Origin of the sequence: Gallicola sp. Sow4_E12, from assembly GCF_052116305.1 — a bacterium.
Taxonomy (GTDB): Bacteria; Bacillota; Clostridia; order Tissierellales; family Peptoniphilaceae; genus JBQKLI01.
Genome location: NZ_JBQKLI010000004.1, coordinates 113,596 through 135,708 on the forward strand (window position 1 = coordinate 113,596; position 22,113 = coordinate 135,708).

General features: G+C 35.2%; 22 protein-coding genes. 19 read left to right on the forward strand and 3 right to left on the reverse strand.

Translation table 11 applies throughout. The features are described 5' to 3' along the window. Positions 1–236: 236 nt before the first annotated feature. Positions 237–857 carry a helix-turn-helix transcriptional regulator gene (locus ACTQ46_RS03570; protein WP_441747509.1) on the forward strand — a complete coding sequence of 207 codons (621 nt, stop codon included), beginning with the start codon at positions 237–239 and terminating at the stop codon, positions 855–857. Then, complete coding sequence (locus ACTQ46_RS03575) at positions 842–922, forward strand: hypothetical protein (RefSeq protein ID WP_441747533.1); 81 nt, start codon at positions 842–844, stop codon at positions 920–922. Before ACTQ46_RS03570 ends, ACTQ46_RS03575 begins: the two co-directional genes overlap by 16 nt. Before the next feature lie 237 nt (positions 923–1,159). Here the strand turns inward: ACTQ46_RS03575 and ACTQ46_RS03580 are convergent, their stop codons facing one another. Both ACTQ46_RS03580 and ACTQ46_RS03585 read right to left on the reverse strand, forming a co-directional pair. Continuing rightward, positions 1,160–2,896, reverse strand: a complete 1,737-nt coding sequence (locus ACTQ46_RS03580) for a cobaltochelatase CobT-related protein (RefSeq protein ID WP_441747510.1) — start codon at positions 2,894–2,896, stop codon at positions 1,160–1,162. Positions 2,897–2,903: 7 nt separating this feature from the next. Beyond that, the gene (locus ACTQ46_RS03585) at positions 2,904–3,809 is read right to left on the reverse strand and encodes an AAA family ATPase (RefSeq protein ID WP_441747511.1); all 906 of its coding nucleotides are present in this window, start codon (positions 3,807–3,809) and stop codon (positions 2,904–2,906) included. A 116-nt stretch (positions 3,810–3,925) separates the two neighbouring features. On the opposite strand from ACTQ46_RS03585, the gene ACTQ46_RS03590 reads away from it, so the two are divergent. The 3 genes from ACTQ46_RS03590 (at position 3,926) to ACTQ46_RS03600 (ending at position 6,356) form a co-directional block, all read left to right on the forward strand. Further along, positions 3,926–4,309, forward strand: a complete 384-nt coding sequence (locus tag ACTQ46_RS03590; protein ID WP_441747512.1) for a metallopeptidase family protein — start codon at positions 3,926–3,928, stop codon at positions 4,307–4,309. A gap of 3 nt (positions 4,310–4,312) precedes the next feature. Continuing rightward, positions 4,313–5,116 (forward strand): DnaJ domain-containing protein, encoded by an 804-nt coding sequence (locus ACTQ46_RS03595; RefSeq protein WP_441747513.1) that lies wholly within the window; start codon positions 4,313–4,315, stop codon positions 5,114–5,116. A 61-nt stretch (positions 5,117–5,177) separates the two neighbouring features. Next, on the forward strand, positions 5,178–6,356 hold the full coding sequence (locus ACTQ46_RS03600; RefSeq protein WP_441747514.1) for a YgeY family selenium metabolism-linked hydrolase: 1,179 nt from the start codon (positions 5,178–5,180) through the stop codon (positions 6,354–6,356). Between the two features lie 145 nt (positions 6,357–6,501). On the opposite strand, the gene ACTQ46_RS03605 is transcribed toward ACTQ46_RS03600, so the two are convergent. Next, positions 6,502–7,281 (reverse strand): sulfurtransferase, encoded by a 780-nt coding sequence (locus ACTQ46_RS03605; protein ID WP_441747515.1) that lies wholly within the window; start codon positions 7,279–7,281, stop codon positions 6,502–6,504. A 116-nt stretch (positions 7,282–7,397) separates the two neighbouring features. On the opposite strand from ACTQ46_RS03605, the gene ACTQ46_RS03610 reads away from it, so the two are divergent. The 14 genes from ACTQ46_RS03610 (at position 7,398) to ACTQ46_RS03675 (ending at position 21,807) form a co-directional block, all read left to right on the forward strand. Next, positions 7,398–7,586, forward strand: a complete 189-nt coding sequence (locus tag ACTQ46_RS03610; RefSeq protein WP_441747516.1) for a ferredoxin — start codon at positions 7,398–7,400, stop codon at positions 7,584–7,586. A 162-nt stretch (positions 7,587–7,748) separates the two neighbouring features. Continuing rightward, a complete protein-coding gene (locus tag ACTQ46_RS03615; RefSeq protein ID WP_441747517.1) occupies positions 7,749–8,441 on the forward strand; it encodes a YveK family protein in 693 nt (230 codons plus the stop codon). Then, positions 8,422–9,066 carry a CpsD/CapB family tyrosine-protein kinase gene (locus ACTQ46_RS03620; protein ID WP_441747518.1) on the forward strand — a complete coding sequence of 215 codons (645 nt, stop codon included), beginning with the start codon at positions 8,422–8,424 and terminating at the stop codon, positions 9,064–9,066. The genes ACTQ46_RS03615 and ACTQ46_RS03620 overlap by 20 nt, the downstream gene beginning before the upstream one ends. 43 nt (positions 9,067–9,109) lie before the next feature. Continuing rightward, the gene (locus ACTQ46_RS03625; protein ID WP_441747519.1) at positions 9,110–9,445 is read left to right on the forward strand and encodes an SH3 domain-containing protein; all 336 of its coding nucleotides are present in this window, start codon (positions 9,110–9,112) and stop codon (positions 9,443–9,445) included. Between the two features lie 13 nt (positions 9,446–9,458). Then, positions 9,459–10,574: an Ldh family oxidoreductase gene (locus ACTQ46_RS03630; RefSeq protein ID WP_441747520.1), complete on the forward strand. Its 1,116-nt coding sequence runs from the start codon at positions 9,459–9,461 to the stop codon at positions 10,572–10,574. A gap of 70 nt (positions 10,575–10,644) precedes the next feature. Further along, on the forward strand, positions 10,645–12,591 hold the full coding sequence (gene murJ / locus ACTQ46_RS03635) for a murein biosynthesis integral membrane protein MurJ (protein ID WP_441747534.1): 1,947 nt from the start codon (positions 10,645–10,647) through the stop codon (positions 12,589–12,591). Between the two features lie 105 nt (positions 12,592–12,696). After that, on the forward strand, positions 12,697–14,211 hold the full coding sequence (gene murJ, locus ACTQ46_RS03640; RefSeq protein ID WP_441747521.1) for a murein biosynthesis integral membrane protein MurJ: 1,515 nt from the start codon (positions 12,697–12,699) through the stop codon (positions 14,209–14,211). A 19-nt stretch (positions 14,212–14,230) separates the two neighbouring features. Further along, entirely contained in the window at positions 14,231–15,757 is a 1,527-nt protein-coding gene (murJ, locus tag ACTQ46_RS03645; protein WP_441747522.1) for a murein biosynthesis integral membrane protein MurJ, read from the forward strand. Between the two features lie 207 nt (positions 15,758–15,964). Further along, entirely contained in the window at positions 15,965–17,080 is a 1,116-nt protein-coding gene (locus ACTQ46_RS03650) for an LCP family protein (protein WP_441747523.1), read from the forward strand. Positions 17,081–17,175: 95 nt separating this feature from the next. Next, a complete protein-coding gene (locus ACTQ46_RS03655; RefSeq protein ID WP_441747524.1) occupies positions 17,176–18,117 on the forward strand; it encodes a glycosyltransferase family 2 protein in 942 nt (313 codons plus the stop codon). A gap of 24 nt (positions 18,118–18,141) precedes the next feature. Next, positions 18,142–19,866, forward strand: coding sequence for an oligoendopeptidase F (gene pepF / locus ACTQ46_RS03660; RefSeq protein WP_441747525.1), 1,725 nt, complete (start codon positions 18,142–18,144; stop codon positions 19,864–19,866). A 252-nt stretch (positions 19,867–20,118) separates the two neighbouring features. Beyond that, complete coding sequence (gene gloA / locus ACTQ46_RS03665; protein ID WP_441747526.1) at positions 20,119–20,499, forward strand: lactoylglutathione lyase; 381 nt, start codon at positions 20,119–20,121, stop codon at positions 20,497–20,499. Positions 20,500–20,560: 61 nt separating this feature from the next. Then, on the forward strand, positions 20,561–21,349 hold the full coding sequence (locus ACTQ46_RS03670; RefSeq protein ID WP_441747527.1) for a threonine/serine exporter family protein: 789 nt from the start codon (positions 20,561–20,563) through the stop codon (positions 21,347–21,349). After that, positions 21,346–21,807, forward strand: coding sequence for a threonine/serine exporter family protein (locus tag ACTQ46_RS03675; protein WP_441747528.1), 462 nt, complete (start codon positions 21,346–21,348; stop codon positions 21,805–21,807). The genes ACTQ46_RS03670 and ACTQ46_RS03675 overlap by 4 nt, the downstream gene beginning before the upstream one ends. The last annotated feature ends 306 nt before the right edge of the window (positions 21,808–22,113 follow it).

Here is a 22,113-nt window from a genome sequence, read left to right on the forward strand (position 1 = left end):
ATGAATTATATAATTCTTATTGTAAAATGAGAATATCATTGCATTAAGAAAAGTCGATAAAAAATTATCAATAAAATTAAAATAATCAAAAATATATTTAAGTTAGATTAACAATATGGAATAAAATTGAGAAAATATTATTAATAATAGATAGAAATAAACGAATTACTTTAAATCTGTCAAATTTGATATACTATTATTAAATAAAGTAAAAGTTTGATTTCTGGAGGTATGTTTTGAGGATTGAGTTGAGGGAGCGATATGTTGAATTAGTGAACTTTTTAGGTCTGGTTTTGGGACCTAGTTATGAAATCGCATTACATGATTTGGCAATGGGAGACAAGTCTGTAATTGCCATTGCAAATGGACATATAACAAATAGGGGATTAGGATCACCTTTATCACCAGCTATGTTAGAAATCATATCATCGGGGCGTTATAAAGAGAAATCTTATGAAGTGAACTATGTTTCAATATCTATGAAAAATAAAGCTTTACGCAGTTCGACAATCTACATTAAAGATAATTTAAAATTAGTGGGTTTATTATGTATTACCTTTGATGATTCTAGATATCAAGATATAAGCAGAGCTGTTATGGGATTATGTCACCCAGATAATTTGTTGAAAGACTATCGGTTCGAACGGCTGGAGGATTTGTCTTTGGATGATGAAGCAGAGATAGTCAGTGGTAATATTGAAGATTATGTAGATGAAGTAATAGGTAAAGTATTGCAACAAAAATCTGAAATGAATGAAAAAATAAGAAAAAAGGATAGAGTTGCTATGGTAAAAGAGTTGAAAAAACGAGGAATATTGTTAATAAAGGGGCTGTTCCTATTATCGCAAAAAAGCTAAATAGCAGTGAAGCAACAATATACCGTTATATAAATGAGTTGGAAGAAGACGATGAAAACTACTAAAAGAATGCATTAATCTGACTTCTTTTTTAATTCGAAAACCCTTAACTAGACTGGGGCATTATAATTTTAGCGTTTTTAAACAGACAATAAAATACCTCCATATTTTAAAATGAATTTTGGTCTGCAAACTCAACTGCAACAGGAGGTATTTAATGTCATTAAAGTATATAAAATGAAATTTTAACTATAGATAGTATTTGCGAAAATGTATAGGAATGAATTTTTTATAAATAAATTCTATCTAGCATCTATAATTTTCTTTAAAAAAGATCCTACAGTATCAGAAAATCTTTCAATATCTCGAATATAGACAAAATTGGAACCGTATATTCTTTTTTCTTGGTCTAGATCTTCTTCATTGCCGGTAAAAATACCGAAGATGATTTTGTCTTTATTTCTTCCTGTAAAGACTTCTTTTGCAGTATCTTTTATGGCCATATCGCCAGTATAATCTACTGCTTTTTGTTTTCTGCCTTTTACGACACCTACACTGACCTTATCATTCGGTTTTCCGTCGCTTAATATAATGAGAATATTATCCTGAGAATCATCATCCATTAGAGCCAAGGCAGTTTTAATCGCTAATCCGTCTCTGTTTGATCCGGATGCTAAATATTCGAATATCTTTTCGTTTTTAGAAGAGGGTTCATTATAATCCCGATAAAGTTTTAATATTTGAATATGATTGAAATTATTAAAGCCTAATACTCTTGTAGGAATATGAAGTTTTGTTAGGGCAGAGGCGATAATATAGCCTTGGGCTGCGACTTGTGCTTGTCGATCCTGCTGTGAGGCTGAATTGTCCAACAAAATATCAACAGTAAATCTTCCCATTTGATCCTTGATTTCTCTTTGGAAGATATAAGGATCTTTTAAATAGGTATGTCTCCATAATCGGGATGGATCAAGGATACCGCTGTTGCTTACAAGAAGCTGATCTTCCAAATCAGATAAAATATGCTGTTCTAAAATATGAGAAAGCTTCGATATGCTTCTCCGGTAGAGTACGGCATTATCGTCGAAATGTTTTTTGTTCTCTTCTCTTTGCTGGATCCGTATCTCATCGCGATATCTTTCATTTAAACTGTCTCCATACAATCCTTCGGTAATCAATAATCTGCAGCCGTCGTGAATATCGGTGCAAAGATTTTTTTCTAATTGCTCGACAATATATTGTGGAAGAATCGGTTTTCCGTAAATACTGACTGCAATTTTTTCGATATCATCTCTTCCGGTGATATCGTCAATATCCATAGAATGAGGAGTTTTATCTTCCTCGTCCAAATTTTTATCTGTAAATATTGTACTTCTTGCCAATTCTGCAGATTCTAATGTTTCTCTTTCAGGATTTAGAAAACTGCTTTTTTTATATTCAAGCCTGTTTTTTTCTTTGTTTTTTTCTTTCCATTTTGTTTTTTCGATAATTTTATCTGCAGTATAATCGATTTTTAAATTTTCGTTGATATGAAAATATTCATCGAGGATACCTTTTAAAGATACTATAAAATCAGAAGTTTTTTGAAAAGGGATCTTCATCACGGACTCTAAAAGTTTATAGGCTAACGGGAATGTTTTAGGTACGGAGTTTGTTTTTATAAGATAAAATCCATATTCCAATTCTTCGGAGAGATCCTTAGGCGGATGGAAGGAATATCTTCGTATTCTATGATCGATAAAATTCTTTCTATAAAGGAGCGCGCCAGGTCTCTCTTTAGCAATATAATCCCATAAACAATTTTCTATAGCGATTTGAATAACCATTTTAATATCTTCATTTGCAAGATCTCCCTCTTCGTAAAGAAGATAAAATTCTTCAATGGACTTCATATCAAAGTATTTATAGGCTAAGCCTGCTAATGAAAATTTATAAAAGTCGTAATCATCATTATAAACTTTGAAGAGAAGATAAGAGGGATCATAATTATAATCTTCAGATGCTGTCCATGTTATATTTTGTTTCCTTGCGTTTTCCATAATCCACCTATTTGAATAGTTCTGTATAGTTCATATTTTTTGAAAAGAGACTCTTTATATTGTCGATTATGATTTCTTTTTCAAAAGGATCAAAAGATTTATTGACGATTCCCATATCTAAGGCTAGAAAAACATCAAGACCTTTTTGCGCCGCCTTTATTGCTGCGAGCAGACCTCTTAAATCGATGGGTTTTGAGGAAATTTCAGAATGAAGGCTTTTTTTCTGCAGATCCATAAACAGTTGAGTAAATAAAGCAGCACCTTTCTCTGTTAAAGGAAATTCTTTTTCTAAAATCGTTAATAGATGCTGTTTGCTGACAGGGGGCATATCAATAATCATAAATCTTGAAAGCAGTGCTTCGTTGAGCTCTCTAGTACCTGCATATCCATAATTCATCGTACCGATAAATCGTGCAGCTTCATGGAGAGGAAGTCTTTTATATCCTGGAACATCAATGACTCTTCTATAGTCCAGTGCAGAATGAATCACTGAGATGGAGTCGTTTTTAGCCATGTTTATCTCATCCAAAACTCCAAAGCCTCCTTCTTTTGCAGCAAGATATAAAGGTCCTGGGCGAAACTGAACTTCGCCGTCTTTGAAGGTATCGCTTCCAATCAATGTGTTGCTGTCCACATTCACATGAAAGGACATATTCCATTGAGGTCGATTAAAAACCAACGATAAATTATCGCATAGGACATTTTTGCCAGTCGCTTTTGGTCCTGTGAGAAGAAGATGGGACCCGTTGAGTATAGCTGTTAAACTCATTTCCCATATTTCTTTGCCTAAATATATGAACTGAGGCTGGGGAATTCTATTCCAAAATTCTTCATTCAGTTTATAAAAATCACGAAAATACATAACATCTTGTATTAGTTTGTCGGATATCTGCTGTTCTTTTAAAAAATCCATATTTTTCACCTTTCTTTCTTATACATTATTTTTACATATAGTTATTGTATCATGGAAAAAAGATAAGAAACTAGCAATATGATATAATACAACCACTATATATTTAAGGGACTGTTATGGGAGAATATAATTACACAATAGAAGAAGTTGAAGAAATTTTAGAAGATTTAGTTCATGAGCTGCCTCAAGAATTTTTCAATAAACTCCATGGAGGAGTCTCATTAATCGATCAGTCAAAATACCATCCGGAAGGGATTGGACAGGATCTCTATATAATGGGAGAGTATCAAAAAGGGATATACGGAAATATGATCCGTATCTATTATGGTTCCTTTATGAATGTGTACGGTTATTTGCCGAAGGAGAAGCTCAAAGAAAAGTTGAGAGATACTTTGCGCCACGAATTCCGACATCATTTAGAGCATTTAGCAGGAGAGCGGGGGTTAGAAATACAAGATGAAATTGAATTGGAAAAATATAGAAAGAGCAGGGAAAAGTAATTAATGGCAAAGTTTTTTGGTAAGGCAATAAAGGGTTTTGCAAAAGGCCTGGATTATTTTATAAGTTTTTTAATAGCAATTATTGAGACGGCTGTAAATATTGTTCGAAGTTTAGGAGCAGCTGTATTATCTTTTATAGGAATGTTCGGCTGTTTGCTCGTATTTTTATTTCCTGTGTTTATTATTCCGCTTTTAAGCGATCCTTTAGTATGGCTTGCATTTATAATACTAGTAGTATTTCCAATACTCGGGACAACCTTTGTATCAAAGCTTAAGTATTTCAAATACAGTTTGATTGAATTTCTGAATGATTACGGGGAATATTTAATAGACGATAATAAAAAATCTTTTGGAACTTTCCGAGATTATGCGGATCAATACACTCGAATGAAAGACGAAAAAGCAAGAAAAGAAAGAGAAGAAAGGCAGAGAGAACAGCAGCGGATGTGGGATGAGCGTTTCAATCAATGGTTTGGGGGCAATTTTTCCGGAGGCTATTGGACAAACGGAAATCAGTATGGATATGGTGGATATACAGGTCAAAATGGGTATGATAATAGTCAAGGACATTATTATCAGAATCCGTTAAATGATTTTAACAGACAGTATAAAGAAGCCTGCAGTATTTTAGGGGTAAGCGAAACGGCAGATAAGTATGAAGTAAAACTGGCTTATCGAAAAATGGCTAAAAAATACCATCCAGATATTAATAAAGAGCCGGGTTCTAAAGAAATGTTCCAAAAGGTCAATAATGCGTATGAGTTTTTAAGCGATGATAATATTGAAAGATACCGTAAAATGAATTAAAACTAAAAACTCTTCAAGCTTTCTAAGCGGAAGAGTTTTTCATTTTGTAAGGAGGAAGTTTGTGAGATTAAAGGACGAAGAATTAATAGAATTTACAAGGCAGCTGGTGCAAAGACCAAGCTTGTCCGGAAAAGAGCAGGATGTTGCAGAATATATTAAAACAAAACTGGAAGAACTTGGTTTTGAAGAAGTACGTACCGATGATATGGGAAGCGTTACAGGATGTATCAAAGGAAACAAACCAGGCAAAACTATTTTGTTAGATGGACATATGGATACTGTGAGTCCCCTCGACACAACAAAATGGACACATCATCCTTATAGCGGTGAAATCGAAGATGGTAAAATATTCGGAAGAGGAACTACGGATATGAAGGGCAGTTTGGCATCGATGATTTTCTCCATCGCACGTTTTATGGAAAAGAAAAAAGTAGATTTCTCAGGGGAAATTCATATTGCCTGTACTGTTTATGAAGAAGTCTTTGAAGGAGTGGCCTGTAAGCAGATTGTCAAGGAAATCAAACCGGACATGGTAATTATCGGGGAAGCGACTACTTCTACTATAAAAATTGGTCAAAGGGGAAGGGCAGAAATACAGGTGGAAACCTTCGGAAAGACTGGACATAGTTCCCATCCGGAAAACGGAATCAATGCAGTACTCAATATGAATAAATTTATTAATGAATTAAAGAAACTGAAATTAACAAATCATGAAATACTAGGGGAAGGAATTTTAGAAATCACTGATATCATGTCAAATCCTTATCCTGGAGATTCCATGATACCGGAAACATGCCAGATTACTTTGGATAGACGTACATTAGTCGGAGAAAAGAAAAAGAATGTGCTAAAACAAGTTCAAGATATTGTAGAGCGTTTAAGAGAAAGCGACACTCAGTTTGATGGCAAAGCCTATCTTGTTCAAGGAGAAGGATATTGTTATACCGGTAAAAGATTTAAATCCGAGCGGTTTTACCCGGCTTGGATAATCGACAAAGAGGAAAAATTAGTGCAGGCAGCTATATCCGGTTTAGAAAGAGCCGGTATTCAAACAGAACTATCCCATTTTGATTTTTGTACAAATGGAAGTTATTACTGCGGGAAAAAGAAAATTCCGACGATTGGATACGGCCCTTCAAAAGAAAATATCGCACACACTATAGATGAGTATATAACGATAGAAGAACTAAAAAAATCTTGTAAAGGTTTTGAAAGTATATTAGAGGAACTGACAAATTAGAATATAAATGAACTGCTTTTCATATAAATTTGAAAAACAGTTCTTTTGTTTTTACAATGATTTTTGTCTTTTTTGGAGAACGTTTTTATATTTGCTTCTTGTCACAGTCAGAAAATAAATGCTCTTGTTTTTTTCTACTACACCTTTACTTCTCAACTGTCATATCCTGGTGAGTGATCCAGTCGCTGAAACCTCCTACATAAATTCGATAGGGTATTGAAATGGATTCAAGAAGCAAAGCGTTTACACAAGCGGTAATTCCAGCATTGCAATATAGTATAATATTATGTTCTTCTTCGATCGGGAAAAGAGGATTGATATCAGGATAATCCGGTACGCCGTCGGGAAGAAGTTTATTATAATAGTGATGGTGAGCTCCCGGGATATGGCCATGGGAGGTGAGTGCATGGTAGCTGTCCTCATCTCTTGAATCGATCATATAATAATTAGGATCTTTTAGATGTTTTCTGACTTCTTCATAATCTGCCGTTTGAGAAGAGTCAAAAACAAGAGTTTCGTAATTCATAATTTTAGGGCGGGTATATTCATAATTTTTGAGTTCCTCTGCACTATACATTACATATCCTGTAATTCCTATCGTTTTTAGCATCCACCAAAAACGTGCAGCAAAAGGGAGGCCCATAGGGGAATAGATAACGACTAGAGAACCTGGGTTCAGTCCGATACGCATCATTTTTTTTGCGAATTCATTCATATCGGGAAGGGGGTAATTCCCGCCCTGTTCTCCTTTGGGTCCAACAAGGGAGTTAAAGCCAATAAATACTGCGTTTTCTACATAATCTTTAAGTTCATTTGTATTATCTTTCTGATCATCTTTTCCGATATGAAACAACACAGGTGTTGGAAGAGAGATCAGATCTTCTTTATTTATAATTCTTCTTCTAATTAAATGTTTGCAAGTCATAGATATCACCTCTTATGTAGTATATCAGATTAAGGATTCTTTTTTTATATGTAACAGCAGGTACTGAGAAGAGAGAAGAAATCATATATATTAGTAATATAAAAGGGGGGAGAATCATGAAAGCATATGTCGATAAAGGAACGTGTATTGGATGCGAACTATGTGTAAATATCTGTCCTGATGTTTTCAGCATGGATGATGATGACCTGGCTGTTGCTATAGATGGAGATATTCCTGAAGATGCAATGGCAGAATGCGAAGAAGCAAAAGAAAGCTGTCCTACAGACAGTATCTCAATAGAATAAAAAAAGAACAGGTTGAGGCCTGTTCTTTTTTTTGTACAAAAGCTTATTCGCAGAATCCTTTCATAATTATGGGTACTATGATATTCTATTATAAATTGAGGAAATTTATACAAAGTAGAGTGGACTAATTAAAATTATTTATTATCAAATGGAGATATAATAATGAGGAAATTTTCGATTTTAGATATAATTAAACTATTTTTTATGGCGGCATTAGGCGGGGTTCTCTTTTACGGTGCAGTATATTTCTTTGTAAGACCTGTCTATTCTTCAAATACGATACTAAGGATTACAAATGCTGAAGAGTCTGGCTCGGGAAATTCCGAAAGACGGAGACTCAATACTTACAATGAAGCACTGAATTCATCGAAAGTGAGAGATCAGGTGCTAGGAAATTTGGAAATTGATTTTACGCCCAGCGAATACAGACAAAAAGTTAAAGTGGGACGTATCGGCGATTCCAATCTTTTTGGAATAAAAATCAAGGATACCATTGCTCAAAGGTCAATGGATTTGGCAAATGAAAGCGCAGAGGTGTTTCAAAAAGAGATAGGATCTTTTATTGAAGGAGAGCAAATCGATATTGTCGATGAAGCTGAAATGCCTGGACAAGCAGATACTTGGTTAAGAAGAACCGCTGCGGTTATCGGGGTACTTGCAGGATTGCTTATTGGAGTCATGAAAAAAATGAAAAAAGTTAAAAATGATGATTCTTTTACATCTGTAGAATCCTTGAAAAAGCGCTTTGATTTTCCGGTTTTAGGAGAGATTCCGCAGTTAAACAAAGAAAACCAAAAGACTTATGAAGTTAGCGAGCTTTTTAAGGAGGAAACGAATGAAAATGAAGCTGAATGAAAGATATGAGAGTTCCTATTCGTTCTTGGAAGAAAGCTTTTCAGCTTTAAGAACGAATCTTAGATTTGCAAAAGATGCTGAGGATATTCGAATTATCGCAGTCACTTCCCCCGGAAAAGACGAAGGAAAAACTACTATTACCTATGGACTCGCGAAAAGTTTGGCGAAAGACGGTCAGACAGTGCTTTTAATGGACTGCAATTTACGAACTCCAGCAATAGATAAATGCGGTAATTATGAAGTGGGAAGAGGATTAGTCAACATTTTGATTAATGATGTTATTCCTGCCGAAGTAGTTGTGCCGGACCCAGACCATTTAAATCTCGATATTATACTGGCAGGTTCTGTACCGCCGAACCCGGTGGAGCTTATGGGCTCGATTAAAATGAAGAATTTACTTATTTCCGTTAAGGACTATTATGATTATATACTTTTAGATACACCGGGTATCTGTTTAGCGCCGGATGCAGGAATACTATCCAACTATGCAGACGCAACGATACTGATTGTTGAGAAAGGAAGAACTCAAGGGGAAGATTTGGAAAAGTCTTTAAATCGAATTGATTATTTAAATGGAAAGATGCTGGGTTTTGTTTTTAACGATATAAAGGGTCTAGACGAATAGAGATTCATGAAATCTAAACCTTGGATGAATTATGGAGAATAAAATGAAGCGTTTAAATAAATATTTGTTTATGCTTTTGCTGATTGGATTGTTGTCCGGCTGTTATAAAGAAGAAAGCTATACCTCTAGGCGGGAATCAACGGAAACGGTAGAAGTAAAAACCGAGACAAATCAAGAAACTCATAATACAGGAATATCCAATGAGCAGGTAAACCTGAGAGCTAAAGCAGATGTGAATTCGGAAATTATATCACAAGTACCGAAGGGGAGCGAAATGGAGATTATCGGCGTAGAAGAAGTTGGAGAAGTCAGCTGGAGCCGTGTGATTATCGAAAATTCGGTCGGTTATATTCAAAGCCAGTACATTTCATTAGAATAATAGGGAGGCGGCTATGGAAGAACACAGGTATTATATACCATGGAATGAAGCAGCAGTTTTTATGAAAAAAGCTTTTGTAAAACTGGATATGCCGGAAAAAGATGCAGAGATTTGTGTAGATGTCCTTTTAGAAAGTGATAGAAGGGGAATAGAAAGCCATGGCTGCAACCGTTTCAAACCGATTTATATCGATCGTATTTTAGATGGGATACTAAATCCTATTACGAATTTTGAAATCATCCGAGAAACAGCCACTACTGCTGTAGTCGACGGACACGACGGGATGGGTATGGTAATTTCCCATAAAGCTATGAAAATAGCTATTGAAAAAGCAAAAAAATATGGTATGGGAATGGTAGTAGTAAGAAATTCATCTCATTATGGTATAGCTGGTTATTATGCTTCCATGGCTGCAGCACAGGATATGATAGGGATTACGGGAACAAATGCACGGCCTTCTGTAGCGCCTACATTTGGTGTAGAAAATATGATGGGTACCAATCCGCTTACTTTTGGTATGCCGACAGATGAAGAATTTCCTTTTATATTGGATTGTGCTACTAGTACTTGTCAAAGGGGAAAGATTGAACTGTATAATCGGGAAGGGAAGAAAACTCCTCAAGGACTTGTTATCAGCGAGAATGGCGAAAGTCTTACAGACAGCGAAGAGATTCTCAATGCCCTTGAGAAGGGAACGGCAGCTTTGACTCCTCTAGGGGGGGTTGGGGAAGCCTTAGGCGGTTATAAAGGTTATGGCTATACAACGGTAGTAGAAATACTTTCATCTGCTCTTCAAGCAGGTTCTTTTATGAATAGCCTAAGCGGATATGATGCAGAAGGTTTAAAAATCCCCTATCATTTAGGCCATTTTTTCATGGCAGTTGATATAGAAGCTTTTATGGGGGCGGATGTGTTTAAGAAAATTACAGGTGATATTTTAAGAGAGTTGAGAAGTTCAAAGAAAGCCCAAGGGGAAGAACGGATTTATACCGCTGGGGAAAAAGAATATCTTAAGTCTTTAGAAAGAGAAAATACTGGAATTCCCATTGGGAAAGAAATACAAAAGGAATTTATTGAAATAAGAGATCGGTTAGGGTTAGACTTTAGTTTCAGTTTTGAGGATCTGTAATGAATATTGATCTTCGTTGATAGCAGATGTCTCTCATTGATCAGACGGCGGGGTTTAGGATGCTGCGAGGATTTCTGAAAAATATATCATAGCAACTCATTCTAAGGGTAGAACTCTTTTGAATCATCCAAGAAAATTAACGGATGAAATGATTAGAACTGTTGTAGATAGCGGCGGAGTTATCGGGGTAAACATCTGCTCTGCTTTTTTGAACAGCAAATTTCTTAATCCCGCTAATAGAAAATCAGACTATCTGAAGTATATTTGTTATATTATGAATGCAGACGGCGAAGATATACTTTCCATCGGATCTGATTTTGATGGGATTACGGGAAATTTAGAGATCGCTACTGTTCTGGAAATGAATGGATTTTTAAAAGAAATGAAATCCGCAGGAATTACAGAAAAACAAATAGAAAAATTTAGTTATAGAATTGTGGAACGAGTGTTAAAGGACAGCTTATCTGAAAGAACAAAATATAATGAATCGAAGGGTCAAATTATGAAATCGGTAGCAATTATTTTAATGATTATCTCAGCATTATCTAAAGTGATGGGATTTTTAAGAGAGATGGTCTTCTCTTATTTTTATGGAACATCAGCGGTAAAAGATGCGTATGTTATTGCAACTTCCGCTCCGGGTCTGATAGTGAGTTTTGTAGGAACTGCAATTACGATTGGTTTTATTCCGGTATACAATAGAATATTAAAAGAGATGTCGAAAGAGCAGGCAAATCTTTATACTTCTAAAATCACGAACATTTTGTTTATTATTATAACCATAGCTATTCTTATAATAGAGCTGTTTCCAGTGCCCTTTGTTAAGCTGTTTGCTGGAGGATTTACGGGAGAGACCTTAGCGACGACAGTTTCGTTTCTTCGTATTGTTATTGTGACTGTGTATTTTACTTGTTTCTTCAGTTTGTATCAAGGATATTTAAATGCCCATGATGTCTTTATTCCTTCTGTGGTTGCACCTTTTATGATGAATATTATCGTAATCCTTTTTACAATAGCCGCAGGGACCATCGACAATATATTTCTTCCGATAGGATTTTTCTTGGGGTATTTGGCGCAGCTTATATTCCTGTATCCATTTTTAAGAAAGAAAGAATTCACTTATACACCAAGTTTTAATTTTAAAGACCGTTATGTAAAGCTCTTTCTAGAATTAGCAGCGCCGATGATGCTGGCGATGGTTGTTCAAAATGTTGGAACGATTATTGATAAAAACATAGCATCCTTTATAGCCGTGGGAGGGATTTCATCCTTAGAATATGCAAATAGATTAGTTAATATGGTTCAAATGATTTTAATCACCTCTATTGCCACTTCTATTTATCCGACAATGAGCCAGCTGGGTGTCCGAAAGGAATACAGGAAGCTAAAAGAAGTAGCAAGCAATAATATTGCAGTGATGATGGGTCTTTTGATTCCAGCAACAATCGGTCTTATGCTTCTAAGCGAGCCTATTACAGCATTTGTCTATGGAAGAGGCGAGTTTGGGCAAGAATCTATTTTGATGACTTCCGGCGCACTCTTTTATTATGCACCTCTTTTGATCGGTCTGGGGATTACGGATATCTTTAATAGAGTTTTTTATTCTTTAGAGGACACAAAGACGCCGGTATTTTTGTCGATTATATCCATAGTTGTTGATATTGTATTAAATATTACATTGTCAAGATTTATGGGACTAAACGGGTTGGCATTGTCAACATCTATTGGAAGATTTGTGAATGCGATCTTACTGTATATTTATCTTAGAAAGAGGATACAGGGAATTGGTCTTAAAAATATAAGCGGGAAAGTTGTTAAAATAATCATTGCCTCTGGTATAATGGGTGCTGTGGTTTATATTCTTAAAGGAGTGCTATTAAATACACTGCCGTTAGTTTTAAGTGTTCTTGTTATGGTTGCAGCAGCTGGGATCCTTTATATCTCGTTAGTATTTCTTTTTGGAATTATCCGTTTAGAAGATGCTAGAAAGATTATAAAAACAAAACTGAAAAGATAGATAAAAACAAACCGCTTCGGCGGTTTGTTTTTTTAAAAGTTGTAGTTATGATTCAGATCGATTAAAATAGCTATATTGTTTAAATATATGAAAAGAAGGAATGTTATGAAATCAGTAGCTGCAGTATTAATGATAATTTCGGCTTTATCGAAAATACTTGGATTTTTAAGAGAAATGGTGTTTTCTTATTTTTTTGGAACGGGAATTACGAAAGATGCCTATGTGATCGCGACTGCTATACCGACGATACTTGCAGGCTTTGTCGGAACAGCATTGACGATTGGAAATATCCCGATATATACGAGAGAGAATAAAAAAGGCAGAGAATGGGGAGATTTGTTTACGAGCCGTATAGCAAATCTAATATTTGTAATCGTAACCCTGTTTGTGATTGCGGTATTAGTTTATCCTGAAGGAGTTGTAAAGCTAATTGCGGGAGGTTATGAGGGAGAAGTGCTGAAGTTGACGATCCAGTATATGCGGATTATGATATTTTCACTTTACGCTATCTCTTTATTTAGTTTATATCAAGGTTATTTGAACGCAAATGATAGTTTTGTGCTGTCTGCATTAGCACCTTTTAGTATGAATGCAGTAATTATACTTTTTACCATAGCTGCAGGGATGGTTGATAAAATATATCTGCCCTTAGGATTTATAGTGTCTTATTTTGTACAATTTATGTTTATAGTACCAGGCCTGAAAAAACTGCATTACAGCTATCGGCTCAGCTTTAGTATCAAAGATGAAAGTGTAAAAGATTTTATTCGTTTAGCATTGCCGATGATGATGGCATTAATTGTTTCAAATATTGCAAATCTAATTGATAATAATATCGCCTCTTATTTAACCCCGGGAGGAGTATCTGCGCTGGATTATTCTTACCGTATTATCGGGATCGTCACAGGAATACTGATTTTTCCTATAACGACTGCGATATATCCTACGATGAGCAAGATGGGAACTCAAGGACAAATCCCGGAGCTGAAAAAAATCATCACAGAAAATTCCACGACAATTAGTATATTGAATGTTCCATCAATTATAGGTCTGATCGTGTTAAGCCGTCCTATCATTTCAGCTATATATGGAAGAGGGGCTTTTGGGGAGGAATCTGTTCTTATGACTTCGACTGTACTGATATTCTATGCGCCGATGCTGATCGGGATGGGAATAACGGATATTTACAACAGGGCCTTCTATTCTTTGCAGGATACAAAGACACCGGTTATTGTTTCAAGTATATCGATGATCGCAGATATTGTACTAAACTTTTTATTATCGCCGATTATGGGTCTATCCGGTTTAGCCTTGTCTTCATCTATCGGGCGGGTTGTAAATGCAGTCTTGTTAATGTGGGTTTTGCGTATGAGAATAGGAAAGATTGGATTAAAGGTATTTGTACATAAATTCATTATTATAGCGGCAACTTCTATAATCATGGGAATATTTGCATACGTTTTTAATGATTTTGCCGCAAGTGCAATGGATCCAATGCTTGGATTGATGTTGACTATAATCTTTGCAACAGCACTTTATTTTAGTATATTATCTGTAATGAAAGTCATTAGTATACAAGAAATCATTATAAAAGCAGTTAGATTCAAAAAGAAAAAATAAGATATTAAAGGAGAAAATAATGGGTAATACAGCCTTTTTATTAGTGTTGATTTCAGCACTTTCAAAAATAATCGGTTTTGCAAGGGAAATGGTCGTTTCTTACTTCTATGGAACCAGCTCTTTAAAGGATGCCTATGTTATAGCATCCACTATCCCAAATCTTTTATCGGGATTTGTAGCAACGGCGATGACTGTCGGTTTTATTCCGATATACAATCGTGTTCGAAGAAACAGAGGGGAAGAAGAGGCGGTCGGATTCACTTCGAATGTGGGGAATTTATCCTTTCTCGTAATAACAGTATTTGTTGCTTTTGTTTTGACATTTACTGAGCCTGTTGTCCGGCTGTTTGCTTCGGGATTTGAGGGGGAAACGCTGTCGACAGCTGTGTTTTTCACAAGAATAATGATTTTTTCTGTATACTCTTTGTCTTTATTCAATTTATATCAAGGTTATCTAAATGCGAATAAAAGTTTTATTGTTTCAGCATTTGCGCCTTTTATTGCAAATGTAACAGTAATATTATTTATTATTCTAAGCGGTGTCATTGACTATCGTTTGCTGCCCTTTGGTTTTATGGTTGGTTATCTGCTTCAGTTTATCGGTATATTTCCAGAATTGCGGAAAACTGGATACTCCCATAGTTTTAAGATCGATATTCACGATCGGCAAGTGCGGGATCTGGTTTTCTTTGCCACACCTATGATCATTTCCCTCCTTTTTCAAGATATAGGAAATATTATAGATAAGAATATTGCATCCTTAGTTGTTGTCGGAGGTATTTCGGCGTTGGAATATGCTATTCGTTTAACAGGGATGTTTTCTGGAATACTGATTGTACCCATCAGTACTTCTGTTTATCCTTCTATGAGCAATGCTGCGTTGGACAAAAACTACAGTGCATTAAAAAAGATTACTCGTGATACTGCGGTTTCAATGGCTACCTTTCTTCTTCCTTGTATTGTAGGTTTAATAATCTTGGCAGAACCTGTGATTTCCTTTGTATTTGGAAGAGGAGAATTCGGAGACGAATCGATCATTATGACAGCGGGTGTTCTTGCATGTTATGCACCGATGCTTATCGGCCAGGCATTTACAGATATTTATAGCCGAGCTTTTTATTCATTGGAGAACACCAAGACACCTGTAGTAATTTCTATCATAGCTATTGGTATTGATATAATCTTAAAATTTGTATTGTCCCATTTTTTCGGGTTAAATGGTTTGGCGATAGCCACTGCTACAGGGAGAGTTATCAGCGGAATTTTAATGATAATGGCTCTGCGTTTTGTGCTGGGTAAAATCGGAGCAAGAGAATTTATATCGAAGTTAAGCAGAATTGGGATATCATCTATTTTAATGGGGATAGCGGTTTATTTTGTCTATCAGTTTGCTGGAAGTAGAATGCCGCTGTTTATATCTTTGCTGATTACTTTGTTGGCAGCTTTTGCGGTGTATTTTCCTTTAGTGATATTTTTGAAAGTTTTGCGACTAGAGGATATTCAAAACCTGATATTTCGAAAGAAAAGAAAACAGAAAAAAAGATAATTCAAAAACGGAGAACAAGCAGACTCTTTTCTCCGTTTTTTTATGTAAGGAGTTAGAATATTTGGTTACATTCTGATTTGCTCAAAAAATACATTCTATTAGAATCTGTAATCTTTTTGTAATAATTGTGCCGCTATTTATTAAAAATATTCTTTTTTTTCATGTATAATAGGAAGTGGTTAATATATACTAGGAAGGAATAAAGATATGAAAAAAATATTAAAGGCGTTCGGGATTTTGTTTATTGTTTTATTTGTACTGACAAGTGCCGCTTACGGGCTGTTTTTTCGCTATTATAATATGATGGATTTTGATCCGATCGCTCAAGTTAGCAATAGATTTAAAAAAGATGATACAGGAGAAAAGGCGGCAAATGCGAAAGAGAGCATCCCTTCTCATCTCTATCATGAAGATGATGTGAAGAATATTCTTTTAATCGGGACAGATATAAGAGGGGAGAATGAACAAGGCCGTTCGGATACTGTCATTCTAATGTCAGTGGATACAAAAGATAAAAAAATCATATTAACTTCCTTTATGAGAGATTCTTATCTGATCATTCCTGGACTGGGTAAAAATAGATTAAATGCAGCTTATGGCTACGGCGGTGTTGAAAAATTAGTAGATACCATTGAAACAAATTTTGATTTGTATATTGACAATTTTGTACAAGTAGATTTTGATGCCTTTATTAACGGAATCGATGCAGTAGGCGGTGTTGATATCGAGGTGTCGTCAGCTGAAATAGAGAATATGAATATTTCTATCGATGAAGTAAATAAAATAAGAGGTATCGATCCGAAGACAGATATTATGGATCCTTATGCCGATGCGGGATACGTGCATTTAAACGGGGCTCAAGCCTTAGCTTATGCTAGAATAAGGCATGTAGGCAATGCTGACTTTGAAAGAACGGAACGGCAGAGAAAGGTATTGACACAAGCGATTGAGAATGGAAAAAAAATGGATATGTTCAGCATTGATCGAGGTCTAAAAAGTGTATTGCCAGAGATTACGACAGATGTTTCTCAAGGAGAGATCCTCTCTTATATAAAAGAAACACCGAATATGGATGAATACGAAGTTACAACCTTAAGAATTCCGGCTGAAGGTTTGGCTTTTGACAAGCGTGTTCTAGGGATGGCAGTTCTTGGATTAGATATTGATGCGAATAAAAAAGTTTTGTTTGAAGGGATTTACGGAATAAATCCGAATGCTGAAGAAGATTCCTATGTAGAGGAGGATACTCCCCATCAGCAAAATTATGAAGATCCACAAGACGGAAATACCAACTCGAATACCACAGTAGAAGAAGGATTATAAACCTGCGAAAGGGTAAATAAATAGAAGAATCAAAATACAGACATACATTCAAGAAAATATTCCTGAAGTATGTCTATTTTTAAAGGAGTGTTAAAATGTTTGGTGAAAAAGTCAGTGTTATTATGCCAACGTATAAAAGAGATCGTTCATTTATGGAAACGGCATTAGAATCTTTGTTGATTCAAAGTTATGAAAATTTAGAAATCGTTATTGTCGATGATTCGCCCGCTGATTATGAACTAAGAAGCGAAGTGGAAGAATATATAAAGTCAATTGAAGATAAAAACATCGTCTATGTAAAAAATAAAGTGAATATGGGCGGAGCTTTAGCTCGAAATGAAGGAATAAAAAAGGCTACAGGGAAATATATTACTTTCTTAGATGATGATGATAAATATCTTCCCGATAAAGTTTTAAATCAAGTTCAATATATGGAATCCGGCGATTATGATATGAGTCTGTCAAATATGCTGATTTATAATACAAAAGGCGAACTTATCGACGTAAGAAAACATGAAGATATCAGTCAGTATAATAATAAAGAACTTTTAGTATATCACTTGAAACGCCATCTTACAGGGACTCCTACTTTTATGTACAAAGCAGAGAAATTAAGAGAGATAGGCGGATTTGATCATGTCAAAATGGGTCAGGAATTTGTCCTAATGCTAAAATCCATAGAACATGGGCTGAAAATTGGGTATATGAAAGATACTTATGATGTTGTTGTACTCCGTCATGGGGATTCGATCTCTACGGGGAAAAATAAAATTTCTGGAGAGAGAGAATTATATGAGCGAAAGAAAAAATATTTTGACGGCTTTTCATTAAGAGACCGGATGTTTATTCGGATGAGGCATTACGCAGTTTTAGCAGTCGCTTATAAACGAAATGGTATGATTTTGCCCTTTTTGTTTTATTGTATCGTCGCGTTCTTCTCTTCTCCCCTTGATGTTCTAAAAGAAGTCGTACGGTATTTTAAAACGATTAATGAACAAGAAAAAGAGTTAGATAACATTAAGAATAATCAATTATAGTTTACAAAGGAAAGGATGGTGTGGATGGATACTTGGGATTTAAATAAAATGTACCAAATACAGGAAGAGATCAAAGAAGATATATCTTCGATTAGAGAGCAGTTAAAAGAACTGTCGGATTTAAAGAAAGAGCCGGATAATCTGATTTCTATAATGGCAAGATTGGAAAATATTTATCGGCTCGGTTCGAAATTAGCGAGTTATTCCAATATGAAGAAAGATGAAGACAGCCGTATCTCTGAGAATCAGAAGCTGAATCTGAAAATAGACGGTTTATGGACGGAAATTGCAGAAAAGACTGCGTTTTTTGAACCGATGCTTTATGCTATCGATAACGAAAAAATGTCCTTACTGCTCTCCTTGGATGAAATGAAAACTTATAAAGGGTATATCGAAAGGAAGCTTCGTTATAAAGAACATACACTATCCCAAGAGGAAGAATCTATACTTGCTGCAGTTGGAGAGCTGGGTCAAGCTCCTTATAATGATTTTTATAGTTTATCCTATGCAGATATGAGTTTTCCTGAGATGAAAACAACAGATGTAAAATTAAATCATGCTAATTATTCAAAGCTCTTAATGGAGAGTGAAAGATCCGTTCGGAAGGAAGCTTTTGAAAAAATGTATCAAACCTACGGACAATATAAAAATACTTTTGGATCCACATTATACGGAAATTTGAAATACAATACGACAACTGCAAGACTTAAGAAATATAATTCAACAAGAGAGATGGCGCTATTTGCGGATGAAGTAAATACAAAAGTATATGACGGGTTAATAGAATCCATTCATAATCATTTACCAAGTTTGCAAAAGTATTATGATATAAGAACAAAACGATTAGGGCTAGATCAGTCCCATATGTACGATGTATACACGCCGATTACATCTTCCAATGAAGAAATCAGTTTTGAAGAAGCGAAAGATATGATATTAAAGGCTTTAAAACCTTTGGGGGATGATTATTTACAAATAATTTATAAAGCATTTGAAGAGAATTGGATTGATATTTATCCTCGAGAAGGGAAACGATCTGGAGCTTATTCTGGAGGATGCTATGATAGTGATCCTTACATTTTGTTGAATTATACAGGTACTTTGGATTCTGTATTTACTCTTGTTCATGAGCTTGGACATTCTGTACACAGTTATTTATCTCGAAAGGATAATGCTTATTTTAATTCTTCCTATCGGATATTTGTAGCGGAAGTAGCTTCTACCTTCAATGAGCTTCTATTGCTGCATTATCTAAAAGAAAATGCGGACAATGAGCAAAAAAGGCTTCATCTGTTAGATCATCATTTAAATTCTTTTAAGTCAACTGTATTCCGTCAAACAATGTTTGCGGAGTTTGAAAAAGAGATCTATGAAAAAACAGAATCGGGAGAAGGATTGACAGGGGATGACTTCTCAAAACGATACTACGATTTAAATAAATATTATTTTGGAGATTCTCTTTATATAGACGAAGAGATTTCCTTAGAATGGGCAAGAGTGCCGCATTTTTACTATGGATTTTATGTTTATAAATATGCTACTGGTTTTTGTGCGGCAACAATCCTTTCCGAGAAAATCATCCACGGGGAAAAAGGTGTGTTGGAAAACTATATTGCTTTCCTAAAAGATGGAGGAAACAACCCTCCTTTAGAGCAGCTTCGAAAAGCGGGATGCGATATTGAAAATCCAGAAGTGTTAGAAATTGCATTGCTATTATTTGATCAGCTGGTTAAAGAATACGAAATCTGATACTGCGTTACCATTTTTTTGAGTACATTAGCAGATAGAAACGAAAAAACAGAGACCCATCCTGTTATAAGGAAGAGAAATTAATGAGAGGATTTGTTGCTGCAAAAAGTGTTCAGAGGATATTTATGAACATGTAAAGCTGCATTTTCTTCTTTTGAAAATAGAATGCTTAGGCAGATTAACAAGAGAAAGCAGCGGATGTTTAAAGAGAATAAGAATAACAAGAGTTAAATATTATATTAGGAGGAAATTATGAACTATAAAGCACTGCATACATGTATTAGGGTAAAGGATTTAGAAAAGTCGATTGCATTTTATGAAAAGGCTCTTAATATGAGCGTTCGCGAGAAAAAAGATTTTCCAGAGGATAAATTTACACTAGTTTATCTTCAAGATGGAGTGTCTGCACATGAACTTGAATTGACATATAATTACGATCATGAAGCTTATGATTTAGGAAACGGTTATGGACATATGGCTTATGAAGTAGACAATTTAGAAGAGTCTTATAATACCCACAAAGAAGCGGGTTATAATATTACAGATATTAGCGGACTTTCAGATCAGTCAGCGTCCTTCTATTTTATCACCGATCCGGATGGCTACGATATAGAAATAATAGGAAGATCTTAAGAATAACAGCATCTTGGTATTCAAGATGCTGTTGTTACGTTTAGAGTAGAGGTTATAGATCATGGGGATATATATCGACAATAAAGGTAAGGCTCAGAAGGTTGCGAATTTAGCTGTATTAATGTCCCAGCTTTTGTTGGAAAGCGGAGCGGAAGTATATCGTGTAGAGGATACTGGTTTTAGAATCTGCAACAGCTGCAAAGGAATAGAAGATGTAAATGTTTTTGTTACTACTAATATGATTATGGTCTCTTTCTTATACTACAACGAAAATATTATGGCTATGCGAAGGGTGAAAAATGCAGGGACGAATTTAAAAGTAGTCAGCGAGATCAATCAGTTATCGAGAAAGTTTGTGAACAGTGTCATTCATATTGACATGGCTTTTAAAGAAGTAGAGGAGATTAGAAGAAAAACTAAGATTGAGTCTCTTCATAAAATCATTGGCGGGGCTTTCGCTGCAGGGAGCTCAACCTTTTTATTTGGCGGAAACTGGAAGGAAAGTGTTATAGCCTTTATCATAGGAATAATCAGTTTAGTATTTCTAGATAAAATCAGCAAATTGAACTATTCTTTTTTTATAGAAAATTTTTCAACTGCCTTTATACTAAGTTTTTGCGCTTCTTTTGCTGCAGCGCTGGGAATAGTAGAAAATCAAAACAGTATAATCATAGGAGCTTTAATGCCCCTGGTTCCGGGAGTATCTATAACAAACGCTGTAAGAGATTTAATGAGCGGTGACGTTTTAGCAGGTATATCTAGAATATCTATAGCTGTATTTACATCTGCCGCTATAGCAATAGGAGTGGGTACCGCATTAATACTTTTCATTCAAGGAGGACTCTTATGAATTTGATATTTCTTTCTGTGATGGCAGGCATCGCTGCCGTTTCTTTTAGTGTTTTTTTTAATGGAGAAAGAAAAACATTTCTAGCTGTTTTCAGCGGGGGATTTACAGCATGGCTTGTTTTTAGCCTGATGCTGTCTTTTAACTATTCAGAAGCCTTTTCATCTTTTATGGCATCTCTAATAGTAGGGCTCACTGGAGAAACATTATCTAGGGTGATGAAAAAACCTGTGACCGTCTTCTTAATTCCAAGCATCATCCCTTTGGTGCCAGGATCGAAGATTTATTACATGATGTATCACCTGGTAATAAACGAATCATTAAAATCTTATGAGTTTGGAAGGGATACATTTCTTATAGCAGGCGCAATATCATTAGGTGTTTTATTTGCCTCTGTTTTTTCAAGGTCTATTATCGGTGTTCGAAGAAGAAGAGTTGTTCATCACAAGCAAAGCTATTGACCGCTAAATTTACAGTTATGTAATCAATAGGATAAATTATTGTAAAAAAGGTATAAAAAACCTTGACAAAGTTATTTTGGCTTGGTATTATAGTAAAGCACTCGGGAGTGAGTGCCTTTTACTTCGAAAGAGATTAAAAGTTAAAAATAAAAAAACTCAAAAAAAAACTTCAAAAAAGTGTTGACAAGGATAAACAATCCTGATATACTTAAGAAGTTGTCGCTTGAAAGAGCGGCGGAACCTGAACAAGAGAATAACATAGAAACTTTGAGCAGATGTACATTTGTACAAACACAATAAATTCGG